Here is an 18470-nt window from a genome sequence, read left to right as displayed (position 1 = left end):
GCACGGTTACCGATGGGTAAATTACCGGCGGTAACACCCGTGTCGGGCTGAGGAGCATGCACTGTGGAAACCGAGCAGCAGCCCCCGCGGCTGGTGGAGCCCCTCACGACCGTGATCGACGGGATCGTCCGGGAGGCGGCCGTGCCCGCGCTCGTGGGCGTCTCCGCGCGCGGCACCTTGGGGGACATCCCGTTCGACAACGCCCGGCAGGCGCCCGAGGAGCCCGTCCTCGCCCGCAAGGACCGCGACGGATCCTGGCGCGACGTGAGCGCCGCCGCGTTCGCGGCCGAGGTGCTCGCCGTGGCCAAGGGCCTGATCGCCGAAGGGCTCCGGCCCGGCGACCGGCTCGCCATCATGGCCCGCACCACCTACGAGTGGACCCTGCTCGACTTCGCGGGCTGGGCCGCCGGGCTGGTCACCGTACCGATCTACCCCACCTCCTCCGCCCACCAGGCCCGCTGGATCATCCAGGACTCCGGCGCCGTCGCCTGCGCCGTCGAGGACACCGCCCAGGCCCGCGTGATCAGCGGTGAACGGACCGCCCTGCCCGGCCTCGCTCACCTGTGGGAGTTCGACACCGGCGCCCTCGCCCGCCTGGTCAAGGCCGGGGAACGGATCCCGGACGCGCTCGTGCACGAGCGCCGCGAGCGCTGCGCGCCCGACTCCGTCGCCAGCCTCATCTACACCTCGGGCACCACCGGCCGGCCCAAGGGCTGCGTCCTGACCCACGGCAACTTCCTCGCCGAGGCCGACAACTCGGTGGCCCTGCTGCACCCCGTCTTCCAAGCGGTCAGCAAGGAACCCGCCTCCACCCTGCTCTTCCTGCCGCTCTCCCACGTCTTCGGCCGCACCGTCGCCATCGGCTGCCTGCGCGCCCGCGTCAAGCTCGGCCACGCCCCCAGCATCCAGACCGACGACCTGCTCGCCGATCTCGCCGGATTCCGCCCGACCTTCCTCCTCGCCATCCCCTACGTGCTGGAGAAGGTCTACAACACCGCCCGCGCGACCGCCGAGAAGATGGGCCGCGCGGCCTCCTTCGACCGGGCGGCGCGGATCGCCATGAGCTACGGCGAGGCCGTCGAGGGCAAGGCCCCCGGGCTCGCCCTGCGCGCCGCCCACGCGCTCTACGACCCGCTGGTCTACCGCCGGATCCGGGCCGCGCTCGGCGGCCGGGTGCGCTACGTCCTGAGCGGCGGCTCCCCGCTCGGCCGCCGCCTCGCCGCCTTCTACACGGGCGCGGGCATCGAGGTGTTCGAGGGGTACGGGCTCACGGAGACGACCGGCGCCAGCACGGTCACGCCCCCGCTCCAGCCCCGCCTCGGCACGGTCGGCTGGCCGCTCCCCGGCACCGCCGTGCGCATCGCGGACGACGGCGAGGTGCTGCTGCGCGGGCGGCACGTCTTCGCCGGGTACTGGAACAGCGGCCCGGGACTGCCCGAGGGCAGCTGGTTCGCCACCGGGGACATCGGCGAACTCGACGCCGACGGATATCTGACCATCACCGGCCGCAAGAAGGACCTCATCATCACCTCGGGCGGCAAGAACGTCGCCCCCGCGCCGCTGGAGGACTGGCTGCGCGCCCACCCGCTCGTCGGCCAGTGCATGGTGGTGGGCGACAACCGCCCGTACGTCACCGCGCTGATCACCCTGGAAGCCGAGGGGCTGGCGCACTGGCGGCAGATGCACAAGAAGCAGGGCGTGCCGCTCCCCGAGCTGGTGCGCGACGAGGAGCTGCGGGCGGACCTGCAGAAGGCGGTGGACGAGGCGAACAAGCTGGTCTCGCGCGCCGAGTCGATCCGCCGGTTCGCGGTGCTGCCGGGCGATTTCACCGAGGAGCGCGGCCACCTCACCCCCTCCATGAAGCTCAAGCGCGGGGCGGTGGCCCGGGACTACGAGCGGGAGATAGAGGCGCTGTACCGGCGCTAGCGCCGGGGCGCCGCTCCCGCCCGGCCCGGGGCCGCGCGGGAGCGCAGGCGGGTTCGGGACGGCCCGTTTATGGTGGTCCGGGGGCAGCCGCCGAGGAGGGCGCCGTGCACCGGTCCGGATCGCGTTCCCGCCGTACCGCCGTCGTGTGCCTCGCCGTCGCGGCGCTGGCCTCGCTCGGCGCCGGTCCCAGCCCGAGCCCGAGCCCGAGTCCCAGCCCCAGTCCCAGTCCCAGCCCCAGCCCGAGCCCGAGCCCCGACGGTGAGGGACTGGCGCGGTTCTACGGTCAGCGCGTGCGCTGGGGAGCCTGTACGGAGCAGCCCGGAGCCCCCGCCGCCATGCGCTGCGGCACGCTCACGGTGCCCCTGGACTACGCCGACCCCGCCAAGGGCACCGTCACGATAGCCCTGGCGAAGATCCCGGCCAACGGCCGCAAGCGGCTCGGCTCGCTCCTGCTGAACTTCGGCGGCCCCGGCGGCCCCGGCATCGAGTCCCTGGCCGCCGACCCCAAGAGCTTCGCCGACCTCGGCGAGTCCTACGACCTGGTCGCCTTCGACCCGCGCGGGGTCGGCCACAGCGAACCCGTCAGCTGCGGCGGCGCCCTCGACACCGACCTCGGGGCCGGACCCGGCCCGGCGGCCCAGCTGGCCGCCCTGCGCGCGGTGGTCAAGCGCTGCGAGGAACATTCCGGCCCCGTCCTCCCGTACATCGGGACCGTTCACGTCGCGCGGGACATGGACGTGATGCGCCAGGTGCTCGGCGACAAGAAGCTCACCTACCTCGGCTTCTCCTACGGGACCCGGCTGGGCGCGGTGTACGCCGCCCAGTTCCCCGGGAAGACCGGGCGGATGGTCCTCGACGGGGTCGACACCCTGACCGAACCGCTCACCCAGCAGGCGCTCGTGTCGGCGCAGGGCCAGCAGCAGGCGCTGGATGACTTCCTGCGCTGGTGCACCCACCAGAAGGGCTGCGTCTTCGGGACCAACACGCGCACCGCCAAGGAGCGGGTGAACGCGCTCGTGGCGCGGCTCGACAAGGAGCCGCTCGCCGGGCAGGACGGCTCGGCCTTCACCGGGCAGGACGTGGCCGCCGGGATCGGCGGCGCCCTCTACACGCGCGGGTCCTGGCCCGCGCTGGCCGAGGCGCTGACGATGGCGGAGCGCGACCACGACCCGACGGGGCTGCTCCAGCTGGGCGGCCCGGACGCGCCGCCGCCCCCGGGGAACGGGAGCGCGGAGCCCGCGGCCGACCGGGTGCCCGCGGACAACATGGCGGCCGCGCTGGTCGCGGTGAACTGCGCCGACGACCCCGACCGGGGCCAGGAGCAGGCGGCTCCGGCCGCGATCCAGAAGGAGATCACGGGTCTGGAGCCCGAGTTCCGCGCCGCCTCGCCCGTCTTCGGGCAGCACCAGCTGATGACGGTGCTGTCCTGCTACGGCCGCCCCCGGGGCACCGACTTCATCCGCCGCATCGACCGGCCCGGGGCGCCGAGGATGCTGCTGGTCGGTACGCGCGGGGACCCGGCGACCCCGTACCGCTGGACCGAGGAGACCGCGGGCCGCCTCGGCTCGGCGGTGGTGCTGGACTACAAGGGCGACGGGCACACCGGTTACGTGCACTCCGGGTGCGTGCGCGAGCGCGTGAACGCCTTCCTCATCGAGGGCGCCCTGGCAAGCGGGACGCGGTCGTGCCCCGCCGATGAGTGACCGGCGGGACCGTCATGTCCGCAGCCCGGTTCGGTAGTTGCTCCGCTCAGGGGTGGCCCGGCTGAGCAGCTGCCCGCCTCAGCAGTTGCCCGCCTCAGCAGTTGCTCTGGGCCGGGCGCCCGGCGAAGCGGTCCGCGAGCCAGTTCCCGGCCGCGAGGGACTGGGTGATCACGCCGGTGACGTGGCCGCCGAGCCAGATCGTGGTCCAGTCGACGTCCGCACCCCTGGCGCACCAGTCGGCGCGCAGCTGCTTGCCGACGGCGTACGGGATCAACTCATCGCTGACCGCGTGGTATTGGTACACGGGCGCGGCCGGGGCGGTCCGGCCGAGCGTGGACTGGTTCAGCCGGGCCCGCCAGTCGGGCTGGGCCAGCGGGTCCCTCGTCGTCATGTCGGAGATCCGCTTGAAGGAGCCGACGGCGGCGTCGATCGCGACGCAGTTGGTCTTGAGGTAGTCGACCAGGACCCTGCCCGCCGGGTTGAGGTAGGAGTCGAGCTTCAGCTCGGGGAAGGCCGCGTCCTGGCCCGCCGCCGCCATGAAGATCAGGCCGGAGCCGTAGGAGCCGTTGTTGAAGTCGGCGACCTTGAGCAGGTCCGCCGGGACCCCGCCGGTCGCGGTCCCCTTCACCTGGAGTTCGGGGGCGTACGAGCCGTGCAGCTCGGCCGCCCAGCTGGAGGCCTGGCCGCCCTGCGAGTAGCCCATGATGCCGACCGGACCGCTCGCCGACAGCCCGGCCTCGGGGAGCCGCTGGGCGGCGCGGGCCGCGTCCAGGACGGCGTGCCCGGCCGAGGGGCCGACGGTGTAGGTGTGCAGGCCCGGGGTGCCCAGGCCCTCGTAGTCGGTGACGACCACGGCCCAGCCGCGCAGGGTGAGCTGCTGGATGAGGTTGGCCTCCAGGGCGGTGCCGTTGGGGAGGTTGTTGCTGGGTGCGCAGGAGTCGTCGAGGCCGACGGTGCCGACGGCGTAGGTGACCAGGGGCCGGGGGCCGGTGCGGCCGTCCTGCGGGACGATGACGGTGCCGGAGACCACGTCGGGGGCGCCGTCGGCCGTGGTCGAGCGGTAATGGATCTTCCAGGCCCTGGTGTTGGTGGGCTGGCCCGGGAGCGGGTGGAAGGACGAGGGGGCGCTGGCGACGACATCGCCGGGGCGGCCGGCGGCGGTGCCCGCCTCCGTGGGGGTGCCCGTGGCGGCGGCTGTGGTCGCGGGGATCCCGGCCGCGAGGGCCAGGGCGGCCACGGCGGCGAGCGCGGTGCTTCGGATACGCATGGGGCGGCTCTCCCAAGGGGTCCGTGTGGGGGTAGGTGAGGAGACCGTAGTGACCGACCGGTAGGAAGGTCGCTGACCGGGCAGCTCAGCTTTGCTGACCCGACCCCTCATCGGCCTCCAGGCTCGCGGGCCGGCCCGGCTCGTCGCCCGTGCGCCCCCGCGTCGCCGGGCGCGAGCGGTAGGCGCCCGGGGTGGTGCCCGTCCAGCGGCGGAACGCCCGGTGGAAGGCGGTGTCCTCGGAGAACCCCAGCCGCGCCGCCAGCTCCGCGATCGGCTCCCCGCCCTCGGCCAGCCCGGCGATCGCCGCGTCCCGCCGTACGTGGTCCTTGAGCTGCTGGAAGGAGGTCCCGTCCTGCTGGAGGCGGCGCCGCAGCGTGGCCGGGGACATCGCGAGCCGCCCCGCGACCTCCCCCAGCTCCGGCAGCCTCGGCGAGACCCGCAGCTGCCGGGTCAGGGCCCGGCGCACCTGCTCGGTGACGGTCGTCCCGTACTCCGGGCGCGACAGCAGGTCGAAGGGGGCCCGCCGGAGCATCGCGTCGAGCGCGGCCTCGTCCCGTACGAGCGGCGCGCTCAGCCAGTGCGCCTCGAAGGCGGCCCCGGTGCGCGGCTGGCCGAAGCGGACCGGGCAGCCGAAGAGCAGGCCGTACTCCTCCCGGTGTGGCGGCGCGGGATAGGCGAGGGTGGCGTGGGCGAGCGGGATGCGGCGCCCGACCAGCCAGCTGCACAGCCGGTGGAAGATGGCGAGCAGGCACTCGGTGAGGAACCGCTCCTCGTCCCGCCCGAAGTCGTTGTGGACGGTGAACAGGGCCTGCCCGCCGCTGACGTCGAGGGCCAGCTCGGGGCCGCCGGGGAAGAGCCGGTAGAAGGCCGCCCCGCGCTCGATGGCCGCCCCCAGGTCCCGGCAGCCCAGGGTGGCGTGGCACATCATGGCGAAGGTGCCGGGGCGGCTGGGAGCCGTACTCAGCCCGAGGAACTCGTCCTGGGTGAGCCGGTACAGCGCCCGGAACAGCCGGGCGAACTGCGCGGGCGTCACCCGGGCCCGGTCGTCCCCCAGCAGCAGCGGCGGGATCTGCGCCTCCTGGAGCAGCGGCACGGTGTCGACGCCCGCCGCACGGGCGCCCGCGAGCACGGCGCGCACATGGTGCACGGTGACCGTCCGCCTCCCCATGCCCCGACGGTAGCCGCAATGAGCGCTGCGGTCAGCGGGGGTGACGCTTCCGGTCATGCCGCCGGGGGCGAACGGCTGCTTAGCGTCGGGGGTACGCGGGGGGCGCGTCCCGCCGCGTACCCCGCAGGTACCCGCAGGTAGCCATGGAGGCGATACCGATGGACGCTGTGCGACCGGACACGCTGGCGGTATTCACCCGGTGGAGCGCCGAGCGGTACGGGCCCCGGACCGCCTTGCGCTTCCGGCGCGGGGACGCCTGGCAGACCCTGACGTACGCCGAACTGGACGCCGGAGTACGGGAGTCGGCGCGGGCGCTGCTCGCCCTGGGGGTGGCGCCGGGCGAGCGGGTCGCCGTACTGGCCGAGACCCGGCCGGAGTGGACCCGTACGCACTTCGCGGTCCTGGCGGCGGGGGCGGTGATCGTACCGGTGTACCCGACGGCGGGCGCGGAGGAGCTGGCGTGGGTGCTGTCCGACTCCGCGTCGGTGGTCGTGGTCTGCGACGACGAGGCGCAGGCGGCGCGGGTGAACGCGCTGCGGGAGGAGCTGCCGGACGGACTGCCGCAGGTGCGGGGGGTGGTGCTGATGGACACGTTGGGGCGGGCCGGGCGGGACGGCGGTCCCGGCGGCGACCTCGACCGTGACCTCGACTGCGACCTCGACCGTGAACTCGACGTCCGGGCAGGGGCGGTGGGGCCGGGCGACGACGCGTCGATCGTCTACACCTCCGGGACCACCGGCCTGCCCAAGGGCTGCCGCCTCACCCACGGGAACCTCGGCGCGATCCAGGACGCCACGCTCCCGCTGATCAAGGGCGGGCCGGGGGACTCGACGTACCTGTACCTGCCGCTCGCGCACCTGCTGGCCCAGCTGATCCAGTTCACCACCCTGCTGGAGGGCGGGGAGCTGTGCTACTTCGGCGGGCGGATCGAAGACGTCATCGCCGAACTCGCCGAGGCCCGGCCGACACACCTGCCGTCCGTACCGCGCCTGTTCGAGAAGCTGCACTCGGTGGTGCTGTCGCTGGCCGAGTCCCGGGAGGGCGGCCGGGAGCGGTTCGAGGAGGCGGTCAGGCTGGGCGTGCTCGCGGCCGACGGGGAGCTGCCGCAGGGGGCGCGGGACGCGTACGAGGCGGCGGAGAAGTCGCTGTACTCGCTGGTCCGGGGCGCCTTCGGGGGGCGGCTGCGGTGGGCGCTCACGGGCGGGGCGCCGATCGCGCCCGCGACCCTGGACTTCCTGCGGGCGTGCGGGATCGCGGTCTTCGAGGGGTACGGGATGACCGAGTCGGCCGGGGTGATCAGCCTCAACCACCCGGGGGCGGTGCGGTACGGGACGGTGGGGCGGCCGATCGCGGGCTGCGAGGTGCGGATCGCGGACGACGGGGAGGTCCTGGTGCGGGGGCCGATGGTCTTCCCGGGCTACCACGCGAACGCCGGGGCCACGGCGGAGACGGTGGACCCGCAGGGGTGGCTGCGCACGGGGGACCTGGGGGCGCTGGACGCGGACGGGTTCCTGCGGATCACCGGGCGGAAGAAGGAGCTGATCATCACCTCGGCGGGCAAGAACATCACCCCGACGGAAGTGGAGTTCGCGATCCAGCGCTCCCGCTACGTCTCCCGCGCGGTGATGGTCGGCGACCGCCGCCCCCACCCGGTCGCCCTGATCACCCTGGACGCGGAGGAGATCGCGTCCTGGGCCACCCGCGAGGACATCGACCTGTCCGGTACGCCGTCCACGCACCCGGCGGTACGGGCCCTGGTCGAGGCGGCGGTGGAGGAGGCCAACGCATCGGTCTCCCGCCCGGCCCGCATCCGTGCGTTCCACATCCTGGAGCGGGAGTTCACGGTGGAGTCGGGCACCCTGACCCCGACCCTGAAGCTCCGCCGGAACGCGGTGGCGGAGCGGTACGCGAGCGAGATCGAGGGGTTGTACGGAGGCTAAAGCCCCCCGCGGCGAAGCCGCGGAAGCCCCACCCCACCTCCGCCCCACGTTCCCCTCCGGGTCAGGCCGTGAGGTCCGCGGCCAGCAGGCTCAGCCAGGCGCCGTAGGAGAAGGGTTCGGGGACGCCTACCTCCATGCCCAGTTCGGCCACCGCCATGGCGTAGTCGCTCTCCTCCAGGGGGAGGGCGACCAGTTCGTTCAGTTCGCCGACCAGACGGGCCACGAGGTGGGGGTCGGTGGTGGCGGCGTAGTCCGCGATCGCCGCGTCGTGGTCGGCGAACTCCTCCACGATGTCCTGGGAGAACCAGCCGCCCAGCAGCTGTCCCGCCTCCGGGAAGCGGGCGTGCCACTCCCAGTGGGTCTGCGGGGTCGCGGGCGGGGGTACGTCGCCGTTCTCGACGCTCGCCTTGAGGTGGTCGGCGAGGACGAGCAGCCACGCGCCGACGGCGGCTTCCGGCAGCCCGGTGTCGGGGATCGCGTAGAACTCGCCGAGGCTCAGGCGCAGCCGGCCCGGGGGCTTACGGCTGTACTCGCGCAGCTGGCGTTCCGCCTCGGCGATGGCCCAGGGGCGGGTGTGCCAGGTGTGGCGCAGGTAGGCGTCCAGGGCGGTGCTGCGCCGCTCGGGGGTGTCGTCGGCGGCCTGGCCGAGGTAGGCGCGCATGACCTGGTCCAGCTCGCCGTAGCGGCGGTCGTGTTCGAGGGGCTTCATGGACACGGGTCGGCCTCTAGAGGTAGATCGGGACGGTGGTGTGGACGACGAACCCGTGCGGGGCGGCCGGTTCACGGCGCAGGACGATGCGGGCCGCGCGGACGTCGACGGGGTCGTGTCCGGCGAGCAGCATCGCTTCGAGCAGCACGCGCCCGACCGGCTCCTCGCGGGAGGGCCAGGCGGCCTCGATGGTGAGGCGCCGCCGGGTGCCCTGGGCCAGCCAGCGGTGGATGACCTGCTCGTTGGCGGTCACGACGTGCTGGGTGGCCCACTGGGCGGTTTCCCGGTCGGGGTAAGAGGCGGAACGGGTCAGCATGGGGTCATTGTCTCCCTGGGGCGGGGGGCCGGGACGCCTGGTTCAGATCGCGTTGAACGACCAGAAGACGCCGACTTCGGCGGGGGCCGCGACGATCAGGCCGAGTTCCTCGGCGTAGTCGGTGAAGCGGGCCCCGCCGCCGGAGAGGGGGCCCTGGAGGAAGTCGGGGGCGGTGGTGGGGCGGGCCAGCGCGGAGGTGGTCCAGTACGTGGTCTCCGCGCCCGCGCCGAAGCGGCGCAGCAGGGTGCGCGCGTCCTCCCGTACGGCCTCCAGCTCGGCGGCGGGACGGCGGTGCAGCGGGGCCGTCTCGAAGGTCCACTCCTGCGTGAACGAGGCGAGGAGGTCGGCCGCCGCGGGGGCGTCCAGGGGGTGCAGCCCCGTGTGCAGCGCGGTGGCGGTGAGGCCGGGGAGGAAGGGGAAGGAGGGGTCGCCCGCGGCCCGTTCCTCGCCGTCCCGGTCCCAGTCGAGGACGGTCCAGCCCCGGGGGTCGGCGCTCTCGCGCCGCAGCACGGCGAGGGCGTCCTCGGCCCAGTCCGCATGAGTCCGGGGTCCGGCGGCGGCGAACACGTAGGGGTCGTCGAGGAGCCGCAGCGCGGCGGTCTCCCACGCGTGCGCGCCGTCGTCCGGGGCCCGCTCGTCCGGGGCCCGCTCGTCCGGGGTGGTGGTGTCGGGGTTCATCGGGGGTCCAGGGAGGTCGGGGCGGGTCACGGCGCGGGCATCGAGGTGTAGATGACGTACGGCGGATCGAGCCTGGAATCGTAGCGGAGCACCGTTTTGACGTTCTGGACGTCGACCGCCTTGGCGTTGATGCCGTTGTCCTTGTAACCGGACCCGGGGTGGGCGGGGTCGGGCTGCTTGGAGACGTAGCGTCCGCTGTTCTCGCCGTTCGGGGCGGCGCTGACGAAGTCCTTGGTGCTGCCGTCGCTGGGTGGCGGCGGGCCGGTGAGCCACGCGGTGATGTCGGAGCGGCGGTTCTTGAGGTTGTACTCGGTCAGCGACTGGGCGTGCGCGTAGTCGCTGAAGGACGAGGAGCCGCCGATCCTCGGCTTGTTGTGCGGCCAGGTGGGGGTGGCCGGGTCGGCCTGGTCGCGCAGGCGCTGGGCGAGCTGCTCGTCGGTCTTGCCGACGTGCTTGTCGAGGGTGTGGCCGTTGCCGAGGTACTCGTTGCTGGCCAGGTCGAAGACCTGGTTGCCGTCCTTGTCCTGGACCATCCACTTCTGCTCGTGCTTGAACTCGTTCAGCGCGCGGGCGCCGAAGCCGTGCGCGCGGGCGACGCCCGCCTCGAACTTGGGCGCGCTGAGAAAGGCCTCGTCCAGGGCGGGGAGTTTGTTGTCCACGCGGGTGGTGAGACCGTTGAGGGTGGTGGTGTAGGTGTCGACGATCCGGTTGATGGCGGCGGTGTCGAGCTTGAGGACGAGCTGGATGTCGAAGTCGAGCACCATCTTGCCGGCCTTGCCGAGGCCCTTGGCCAGGCCCTTGAGGTCCTTCATGCCGAAGCCGTCCTTGAGGTCCACGCCCTCCAGGACCTCCTTGGCCGCCTTCTTCGCGGCCTTCACGAACTCTTCCCAGATCTCGTGGTTCAGCTTGACGGCGGCCTCCGCGTACTCGCGCAGGATGTCGCTGATCTCCATCGCGGTGTCGAAGAGGACGGTCATCACGGGCTGGCTGCCGGTGGGGGTGGCCCCCGGGCCGTGCCCGGAGCTGTGGGCCCACTGGTAGCCCTGCTGGCTCTTGCCCCACGCGGAGGTGCCCCAGACGGCGCTGCAGAACACCTTCATGGCGTTCTCCCAGTCGGCCTGCTGCGGGTTGGTGATGGTGGAGACCTCGGCCGTCAGCGAGCCGGAAACCTGGCCCAGGCACATCGTGGTGTCCGACCAGGTCTGCGAGAGGGAGTTGAGGTAGTGCTGCTGCGGTTCGGGGAAGACGTCGGCGAGGCGGCCGATGCGCAGGGCCTTCTTCAGGACCGGCTGGAGGATGTCGCGGACCGCCTCCGGGATCATCTCCAGCACGCTGCGGATGAAGTCGTCGCCGCCGTCGTGGTCGCCCCACTTGAGGTCCGGGACCTTGCCGTAGTCCGGGGTCTTGTCCGTGACGGCTGGCACCGGGCGGGTCTCGGCGGCCTGGCCCTTCTTGGGGTGGGCGGCGGCGTCGGCCACGGAGTAGGCGTTGGCGGTCTCGGTGAAGCCGACGGCGGCGCCGCCGATGCTCAGGACGCCCTTGCCCCAGACCTCCAGCCAGCGGTTGCCGGTCTTCATGTAGGCCTGGGAGAAGCGGGCCGCGTCCGTGCCCGCGCCCCCCGCGTCGGGGTACTTCTCCAGGCCGGAGACCAGGGTCCGGGCGCCGGTGTGCATCATGCCCTGCTGCAGCGCGATGCGGCTCGACACCCGCCACAGGTCGGTGGGCTTGACGTCGATGCTGCCCGCACCGCCGGGCGGTTGTGCGGAGGCGGCCGGTCCGGCGGGGGAGCCCGGGGTGCTCGGGCCCGCCATCAGGCGCCACCGCCCCAGCCGCGCAGCACGGAGCGGTTCGCCGCGTCGTAGTTGAGGTGGCCCTTGACGACCACCTCGTGCAGCCAGGCCTGGGCGGCGACGAGGTCCTGCGCGGAGCGGTCCCACGTGTCGAGCGCGTCGACGAAGGCCTCACGGGCCTCGCCGTCCCAGCTCAGCACCACCTTGGTGGTGCGGTCGTAAAGGCCGTCGAGCTTCCCGTTGAGCGTCTTCAGGATGCTTTCGAGTTCGCCCGACAGCCTGCGCAGCGTGGCGAAGTCGACGGTTATGCGGTCGTCTTCCGGCATGGTGTAGCTGATCCCCCGTGGTTCACATGTCCAGGATGCGGCTCTGCGGCGGCGCGGGCGCCGCGGCGGGCTCGGGCGCGGCCAGCGCGCGCGCCGCCGCCGACACGTCCTCGCCGCCCTGCATCTTCTTCAGCCGCCCCAGGGTCTCCATCTCCTGCTCGGTGAAGCCGTCCCGGCTGGCCCGGGTGGCCGCTTCGAGCAGGATCACGACCTGACGGATGCGTACCGCGTCCTCGGACACGCCCTGGTGGAAGCTGCGGTAGGCGGTGGCCGTGGGGCCCTGCCAGCCCGCCGCGATGCTGTCGACGACCCCGTCCATGCGGCGGGTCTGCTCCTCCAGGTACGCCTGCATGGCGTCGAGGTCGTCGGCGAGCCTGCCGAGGTCGTCCTGCGATACGTCGAGATCGGAGTCCCGCATCCCGGCCCCCCCGTCCGTTGCGTCCGTCGCCCGCGAGCCGTGGTTCCGGCCGCCTGGCTGATTTCAGACGGGAAGTCTAGGCAAGCGGATCAAGGGCCGTGGGGGCGGGGGTTGTTCGGGCCCGCGGGAGCGGCGCCTCAGAGGTACGGGGCGTACTCGTCCAGGGTGCGCAGCACCTCCGCCTCGTCCGCCGAGGGGAGTTGGAGCACCACCTCGTCGATGCCGAGGTCCGCGTAGTGGGCGAGTTTGCCGGGGGTGGGCCGGACGGCGTACGGGACCACCTGGAGCGCCTTCGGATCGCGCCCCGCCGCCTCCCAGGCCGCGCGCAGCACGGGCAGGGATTCGGTCAGCCCGCCCCCGCCGATGGGCATCCAGCCGTCGGCGTGGTCGGCGATCGCGGCGAACAGCTTCGGCCCGGCGGCGCCGCCGATCAGGGTGCGGGGGCCGTGCAGCGTTACGCCGGGGGCGAGTTCGCGCGGGGCCTGGACGGGCTTGGGGTGGGCCGAGCTGGCCCGGACGCTGGAGAACTGGCCCGCGTACGCGGTGGGTTCGGGCGCCCACAGGGCCCGCATCAGCGCCATCCGGTCCCGCACCAGCTCGCGCCGGTCCCGCCACTGGACCCCGTGGTCGGCGGCCTCCTCGACGTTCCAGCCGTAGCCGAGCCCGAGGGTGAACCGGCCGCCGGAGAGGTGGTCGAGGGTGGCGATCTGCTTGGCGAGGGCGATCGGGTCGTGCTGGGCGACCAGGGTGATCCCGGTCCCCAGCCGGAGCCGCTCGGTGACGGCGGAGGCCTGCCCGAGCGCCACGAACGGGTCCAGGGTCCGCCCGTACTCCTCGGGCAGCGCGCCGCCCATGGGGGCCGGGGTGTCCCGGCTGACCGGGATGTGGGTGTGCTCGGGCAGGTACAGCCCCGAGAACCCCCGCTCCTCAAGGGCCCGGGCGAGCGGTACGGGCGCGATGGTCCGGTCGGTCAGGAAGACGGTGGCGGCGATCCGCGGTGCCCGCGGGCCCGGCGCGTTCGGCGTGCTAGGCATGTGTACGTACACCTCCGTGACGTGGGTGGGGTCACGGTACGGGCTGCGCGCACGGTTGTTGAGGGGGTGTCAGCCCCGGGGGTAGCGGGCGAGCCAGCCCGGGGAGGAGACCGCGGGGCCGTGGAGGGTGGGGCCCTGGGTCATTTCGAGGGCGAAGTCGTCGGAGAGTTCCAGCATGGTGGCGCGGCCTTCGAGGTCGGCCAGCCAGGCCGCCGGGAGGGCGGTCTCGCCGTGCAGGGCGCCCAGCAGGGCGCCGCACAGGGCGCCGGTGGAGGTGGAGTCGCCGCCGTGGTTGACGGCGAGGCGCAGGCCGTGGCGGACGTCCTCGGCGACCAGGGCGCAGTACACCGCCACGGCGAGGGCGTCCTCGGCGTCGCGGCCGTCGCCCGGCGAGAGCGATTCGATGATCTTGGCGGACGGCACGCCCTGGGTGACGGCCGCCAGGGCGCGCTGGAGGGCGTCGGTGACGGGCTGCTGCCCGGCCCGGGAGCCGAGCAGGCCGAGGGCGCGCTGGACCGCCAGGTCGAGGCTGTCGCCGCGGGTCAGGCCGTGGACGATCACCGCGAAGGCGCCCGCCGAGAGGTAGGCGGTGGGGTGGCCGTGGCTCTGGGTGGCGCACTCGATGGCGAGCTGGAGCACCAGCGCGGGTTCCCAGCCGACGAGCAGGCCGAAGGGGGCGGAGCGGGCCGTGGCGCCCGTGTCGCGGGCGGTGGGGTTCTTGGGCTGCTCCAGGGTGCCGAGGATCTCGTCGCCGAAGCCGGTCATGCAGGCCCGGTCGGGGCCGCGGCGGGCGTAGAGCCACTCCTCGTGGGCGAGCCAGCCGTTCTCCTTGCGCCGCTCGTCGGGGCCCCAGTCGTGCTGGGTGGCGGCCCACCGGAGGTAGGCGCGGTGGACGTCGGTGGGCGGGTGCCAGGCGCCGGTGTCGCGGCGCACGTGGGCCCGTATCAGACCGTCGACCGTGAAGAGGGTGAGCTGGGTGGAGGCGGTGACGGCGCCGCGCCTGCCGTAGGCCGGGGCGAGTTCGGTCAGGCCCTCCAGGCCGTGGGTCTCGCGGATCCCGTCGAGGGAGAGCCCGGCGACCGGGGCGCCCAGCGCGTCGCCGATGGCGCAGCCGAGCAGGGCGCCGCGCACCCGGCTGCGGAAGTCCTGCTGTTCGACCCGGCCCCACAGCCCGGTGGTCACGGTTCCGCTGGTCGTGGGACCTGTCATCACGTGTCCGGTCGTCATGTTCTCCGCCGCTGCGTCCATGTGTGCATCCCCCCGCTGGCTCTGGCGCGCACTGTAGTGGACCAGGTCGTTCGAATCCGGAGGGAGTCCGTCGCGCGGCCCGTAAGTGTGCGCAGAAAGGCCGGATCGCGAACGCGTCTACTACCATGCGCGCCGGCTCAAGCGGGACCTCCTCGTCGGCCGACCCGCCGTGCGGGAGGCGACGCGCGGGGGCCGGCCCGAGCGGGCGCCGGGCCCCGCGCGCCGACCTCACTCCAGTACGGGCAGCAGCGCGGGCAGGTGCCCGTCCGAGGCGAGCGCCACCCGCTGCCGCTCCTCGGGCACCTCCCCGTACAGCGTGGTCCGGGGCCGCGCCGGACGGCCCGCGGCCTCCGCGATCGCGATCAGGTCCTTCACCGACTTGTACGAGCCGTAACCCGAGCCCGCCATCCGGGAGATGGTCTCCTCCATCAGGGTCCCGCCCAGGTCGTTCGCCCCCGAGCGCAGCATCTCGCCCGCGCCCTCCGCGCCGAGCTTGACCCAGCTGGTCTGGATGTTGGTGATGTGCGGGTGCAGCAGCAGCCGGGCCATCGCCATCACCGCCCGGTTGTCGCGGGTGCTCGGCCCGGGCCGGGCGATGCCCGCCAGGTAGACGGGCGCGTTGGTGTGGATGAAGGGCAGCGTCACGAACTCCGTGAAGCCGCCCGTCTCCTGCTGGATCCGGGACAGGGTGCGGAAGTGGCCGAGCCAGTGCCGGGGCTGGTCCACGTGCCCGTACATCATCGTGGACGAGGAGCGGATGCCCAGCTCGTGCGCGGTGGTGACGACGTCGATCCAGTCGGCGGTGGGCAGTTTGCCCTTGGTGAGCACCCAGCGGACCTCGTCGTCCAGGATCTCCGCCGCCGTCCCCGGGATCGAGTCCAGCCCGGCCTCCTTGGCGGCCGTCAGCCAGTCGCGGACCGACATCCCGGTCCGGGTGGCGCCGTTGACGACCTCCATCGGGGAGAAGGCGTGCACGTGCATGTCCGGCACCCGCTCCTTCACCGCCCGCACGATGTCGAAGTACGCCGTCCCGGGCAGGTCCGGGTGGATGCCGCCCTGCATGCACACCTCGACCGCGCCCACGTCCCAGGCCTGGGCGGCGCGATCGGCGACCTGGTCCAGGGACAGGGTGTAGGCGTCGGCGTCCGTACGACGCTGCGCGAACGCGCAGAACCGGCAACCGGTGTAGCAGACGTTGGTGAAGTTGATGTTCCGCGTGACGATGTAGGTGACCTCGTCACCGACGACGGACGCGCGCAGGTCGTCCGCGATCCGGCACAGCGCGTCCAGGGCCGGCCCGTCCGCGTGCAGCAGGGCGAGCGCCTGGTCGTCGGTGAGCTTCACCGGGTCGTCGGCGGCCTGCGCGAGCGCGCCGCGCACGTCCGTGTCGATGCGCTGCGGCACCATCCCGGGGGCCGCCGCCTCGCGCAGGGCCTCCCAGTCGCCGTAGACGTGGTCGAAGTCCTCCCGCCGGTCGCCGGTGCGGCCCTCGGTGTCGATGCTGGCGTGCAGATCGGTGCGCCCGACGGCGGTGAACCCCCCGTCGGGCTCCTGCCACGGGCGCCCCTCGACGGTCGCGCCCTCGTCCGCGAGCCCGGTGCGTACGTCGGCCAGGGCGCGGACGTGCGGCAGCAGCCGGGGGTCCAGCCAGGGCTCGCCGCGCTCCAGGAACTCCGGGTAGATGGTGAGGCGTTCGCGCAGCTCGAACCCGGCCGCGGCGGTCCGCTCCGCCAGCTCCTCGATGTGCGGCCAGGGGCGCTCGGGGTTGACGTGGTCGGGGGTGAGCGGCGAGACCCCGCCCCAGTCGTCGATGCCCGCGCCGATGAGCAGGGCGTACTCGGCGTCCACCAGGTTCGGCGGGGCCTGGATCCGGGCCGCGGGGCCCAGGATGTGCCGGGCCACGGCGATGGCGGCGGCCAGCTCTTCCAGCTCCGCGTCGGGCATCGCGCGCATCGCGGTGTCCGGCTTGGCCCGGAAGTTCTGGACGATGACCTCCTGGATGCCGTGGTAGGCCCGCTGGATCCGGCGCAGCTCGAAGAACGCGTCCGCGCGCTCCTCGTAGGACTCGCCGATCCCGATCAGCACCCCGGTGGTGAACGGCACGTTGGAGCGGCCCGCGTCCTCCAGCACCCGCAGCCGCACCGCGGGCTCCTTGTCCGGGGAACCGTGGTGCGGGCCGCCCGGCTCGGACCACAGGCGGGTCGCGGTGGTCTCCAGCATCATGCCCATCGAGGGCGCGACGGGCTTGAGCCGCTGGAGGTCGGACCAGGTCAGCACCCCGGGGTTGAGGTGCGGGAGCAGGCCCGTCTCCTCCAGGACCCGGATCGCCATCGCGCGGACGTAGGCGAGGGTGTCGTCGTAGCCGTGCGCGTCGAGCCACTCGCGGGCCTCGGGCCAGCGGTCCTCGGGGCGGTCGCCGAGCGTGAACAGCGCTTCCTTGCAGCCCATCGCGGCGCCCTGGCGCGCGATGTCGAGGACCTCGTCGGGGGAGAGGTACAGGCCGTGGCCCGCGCGGCGCAGTTTGCCCGGGACGGTGACGAAGGTGCAGTAGTGGCACGTGTCGCGGCACAGCCGGGTGAGGGGGATGAAGACCTTGCGGGAGTACGTGATGACCCCCGGGCGGCCCGCGGCGGCGAGCCCGGAGTCCCTGACCCGGGCGGCGGAGGCGGCGAGGTCCTTGAGGGCCTCGCCGCGCGCCTGGAGCAGTACGGCCGCCTCGGCCGCGTCGAGCGCGACGCCGTCGCGCGCCCGCTTGAGCGCGCGGCGCATGGAGTTGTCGGTCGGGCCGGGGCCGTCGGGTGCGGCTGCGCCAGGAGCGTTGCTCGGAGTGCTCATACCGCGAGCATACGATCCGGGGTCCGGTCCGCGGCGGCCGCTGTGACGGGCCTCATCGCATCAGCTCACCGGCGTTGACCAGCAGGGACTGGCCGGTTATCGACCTGGCACGGTCGGAGGCGAGGAACGCGGCGGCGTCGGCGACGTCCCCGTCGGTGGCCAGTTCGGGCAGCGCCATCCGCTGGGTCAGGCGGGCCAGTACCTCCTCCTCCGGGACGTTCTCGGAGTGCGCGCTGAAGGTGACGAAGGCCTGCACGGGCGGCCCCCACATCCAGCCCGGCAGCACGGTGTTGACCCGGATCCGGTCCGGGCCGAGTTCGCGGGCCATGGAGTACATGGCGGAGGTCAGCGCGCCCTTGGAGGCGGCGTACGCGGCCTGCTGGACCTCGGAGGGGGCGGCGACGGCGGACTGGGTGCCGATGATGACGACGGAGCCGCCGTGGGCCTTGAGGGCGGGCAGGCAGGCGCGGGTCATCCGCAGCGTGCCTAGGAGGTTGACGTCGAGGATCTGCTGCCAGGTGCCGAAGTCGGCGTCCGCCAGGCCGCCGAAGTAGGAGTCCCAGGCGGCGACGTGCACGACGGCGTCGATCCGGCCGAAGCGGTCCTGGGCGAGGGCGGCCAGGGCCTGGCACTGGGCCTCGTCGGTGATGTCGGTGGGGAGGTAGGCGGTGTGGGCGCCGTCGGGGTCGATCTCGGCGGCGGACTTGGCGAGATTGGCCTCGGTCCTGGCCCCGAGCACGGCGTTGCCGCCGTCGCGCACGACGGTGGCGGCGACCTGGTGCCCTAGCCCGGCGCCGACGCCGGAGACGATGACGGTCTTGCCTTGCAGCAGCATGCGGACTCCCGGCGGGGCGGTGTATCTGACGGCCCGTCAGGCTACGGCGACGCGGCCGGACTGTGAACCCCTCCGACACCGCTTCCCGCCCGGGGGGAGGGGTGAACCGCAGCCTCCCCGGCTGGCCGGGGACACATCCAGCCTCGCCGGCGGTGGCCGGGGTCGCCGATCCGGGGGCACATCCAGCCTCGCCGGCGTTTGAGGCGCCCCCGGAGGGCTGGGGACCGATGCCCCGGTTCCCGGCCGCCCCTCGACGGTCCTCCGGAGGCGCCTCAAA

General features: G+C 73.5%; 15 protein-coding genes. 3 read left to right on the top strand and 12 right to left on the bottom strand.

The genetic code is table 11. The features are described from left to right. Positions 1 to 63 precede the first annotated feature (63 nt). A complete protein-coding gene (locus QMF80_RS32780; RefSeq protein ID WP_502962971.1) occupies positions 64 to 1926 on the top strand; it encodes an AMP-dependent synthetase/ligase in 1863 nt (620 codons plus the stop codon). 290 nt (positions 1927 to 2216) lie between these two features. After that, on the top strand, positions 2217 to 3629 hold the full coding sequence (locus QMF80_RS32775) for an alpha/beta hydrolase (RefSeq protein WP_283460054.1): 1413 nt from the start codon (positions 2217 to 2219) through the stop codon (positions 3627 to 3629). Between the two features lie 94 nt (positions 3630 to 3723). Here QMF80_RS32775 and QMF80_RS32770 read toward each other — a convergent pair whose 3' ends face one another. After that, a complete protein-coding gene (locus QMF80_RS32770; RefSeq protein ID WP_283460052.1) occupies positions 3724 to 4896 on the bottom strand; it encodes a lipase family protein in 1173 nt (390 codons plus the stop codon). Positions 4897 to 4981: 85 nt separating this feature from the next. Next, positions 4982 to 6064, bottom strand: a complete 1083-nt coding sequence (locus QMF80_RS32765; RefSeq protein WP_283460050.1) for an AraC family transcriptional regulator — start codon at positions 6062 to 6064, stop codon at positions 4982 to 4984. Positions 6065 to 6222: 158 nt separating this feature from the next. On the opposite strand from QMF80_RS32765, the gene QMF80_RS32760 reads away from it, so the two are divergent. Further along, positions 6223 to 8004 carry an AMP-dependent synthetase/ligase gene (locus QMF80_RS32760; protein ID WP_283460048.1) on the top strand — a complete coding sequence of 594 codons (1782 nt, stop codon included), beginning with the start codon at positions 6223 to 6225 and terminating at the stop codon, positions 8002 to 8004. A gap of 61 nt (positions 8005 to 8065) precedes the next feature. Here QMF80_RS32760 and QMF80_RS32755 read toward each other — a convergent pair whose 3' ends face one another. From QMF80_RS32755 to QMF80_RS32710, 10 genes are all read right to left on the bottom strand, one after another. Next, positions 8066 to 8719 carry a contact-dependent growth inhibition system immunity protein gene (locus tag QMF80_RS32755; protein ID WP_283460046.1) on the bottom strand — a complete coding sequence of 218 codons (654 nt, stop codon included), beginning with the start codon at positions 8717 to 8719 and terminating at the stop codon, positions 8066 to 8068. Between the two features lie 10 nt (positions 8720 to 8729). Further along, entirely contained in the window at positions 8730 to 9029 is a 300-nt protein-coding gene (locus QMF80_RS32750; RefSeq protein ID WP_283460044.1) for an RNase A-like domain-containing protein, read from the bottom strand. A 42-nt stretch (positions 9030 to 9071) separates the two neighbouring features. Beyond that, positions 9072 to 9707, bottom strand: coding sequence for a hypothetical protein (locus QMF80_RS32745; RefSeq protein ID WP_283460041.1), 636 nt, complete (start codon positions 9705 to 9707; stop codon positions 9072 to 9074). A 26-nt stretch (positions 9708 to 9733) separates the two neighbouring features. Further along, entirely contained in the window at positions 9734 to 11518 is a 1785-nt protein-coding gene (locus QMF80_RS32740; protein ID WP_283460039.1) for an RNase A-like domain-containing protein, read from the bottom strand. Further along, complete coding sequence (locus QMF80_RS32735; protein WP_283460038.1) at positions 11518 to 11823, bottom strand: WXG100 family type VII secretion target; 306 nt, start codon at positions 11821 to 11823, stop codon at positions 11518 to 11520. Before QMF80_RS32735 ends, QMF80_RS32740 begins: the two co-directional genes overlap by 1 nt. 22 nt (positions 11824 to 11845) lie before the next feature. Further along, complete coding sequence (locus QMF80_RS32730) at positions 11846 to 12241, bottom strand: WXG100 family type VII secretion target (RefSeq protein ID WP_283460036.1); 396 nt, start codon at positions 12239 to 12241, stop codon at positions 11846 to 11848. Between the two features lie 137 nt (positions 12242 to 12378). Beyond that, complete coding sequence (locus tag QMF80_RS32725) at positions 12379 to 13275, bottom strand: LLM class F420-dependent oxidoreductase (RefSeq protein WP_283460034.1); 897 nt, start codon at positions 13273 to 13275, stop codon at positions 12379 to 12381. A gap of 69 nt (positions 13276 to 13344) precedes the next feature. Continuing rightward, positions 13345 to 14484 (bottom strand): ADP-ribosylglycohydrolase family protein, encoded by a 1140-nt coding sequence (locus tag QMF80_RS32720; protein WP_283460102.1) that lies wholly within the window; start codon positions 14482 to 14484, stop codon positions 13345 to 13347. Between the two features lie 267 nt (positions 14485 to 14751). Further along, positions 14752 to 17358 (bottom strand): bifunctional FO biosynthesis protein CofGH, encoded by a 2607-nt coding sequence (locus QMF80_RS32715; RefSeq protein ID WP_283460031.1) that lies wholly within the window; start codon positions 17356 to 17358, stop codon positions 14752 to 14754. A 52-nt stretch (positions 17359 to 17410) separates the two neighbouring features. Beyond that, positions 17411 to 18193: an SDR family oxidoreductase gene (locus QMF80_RS32710; protein ID WP_283460029.1), complete on the bottom strand. Its 783-nt coding sequence runs from the start codon at positions 18191 to 18193 to the stop codon at positions 17411 to 17413. Positions 18194 to 18470 lie beyond the last annotated feature (277 nt).

The organism is Streptomyces sp. G-G2 (assembly GCF_030063135.1).
Lineage (GTDB): Bacteria > Actinomycetota > Actinomycetes > Streptomycetales > Streptomycetaceae > Streptomyces.
Note: the sequence above shows the minus strand (reverse complement) of the source record. Positions and strands in the feature narration are given on the sequence as shown.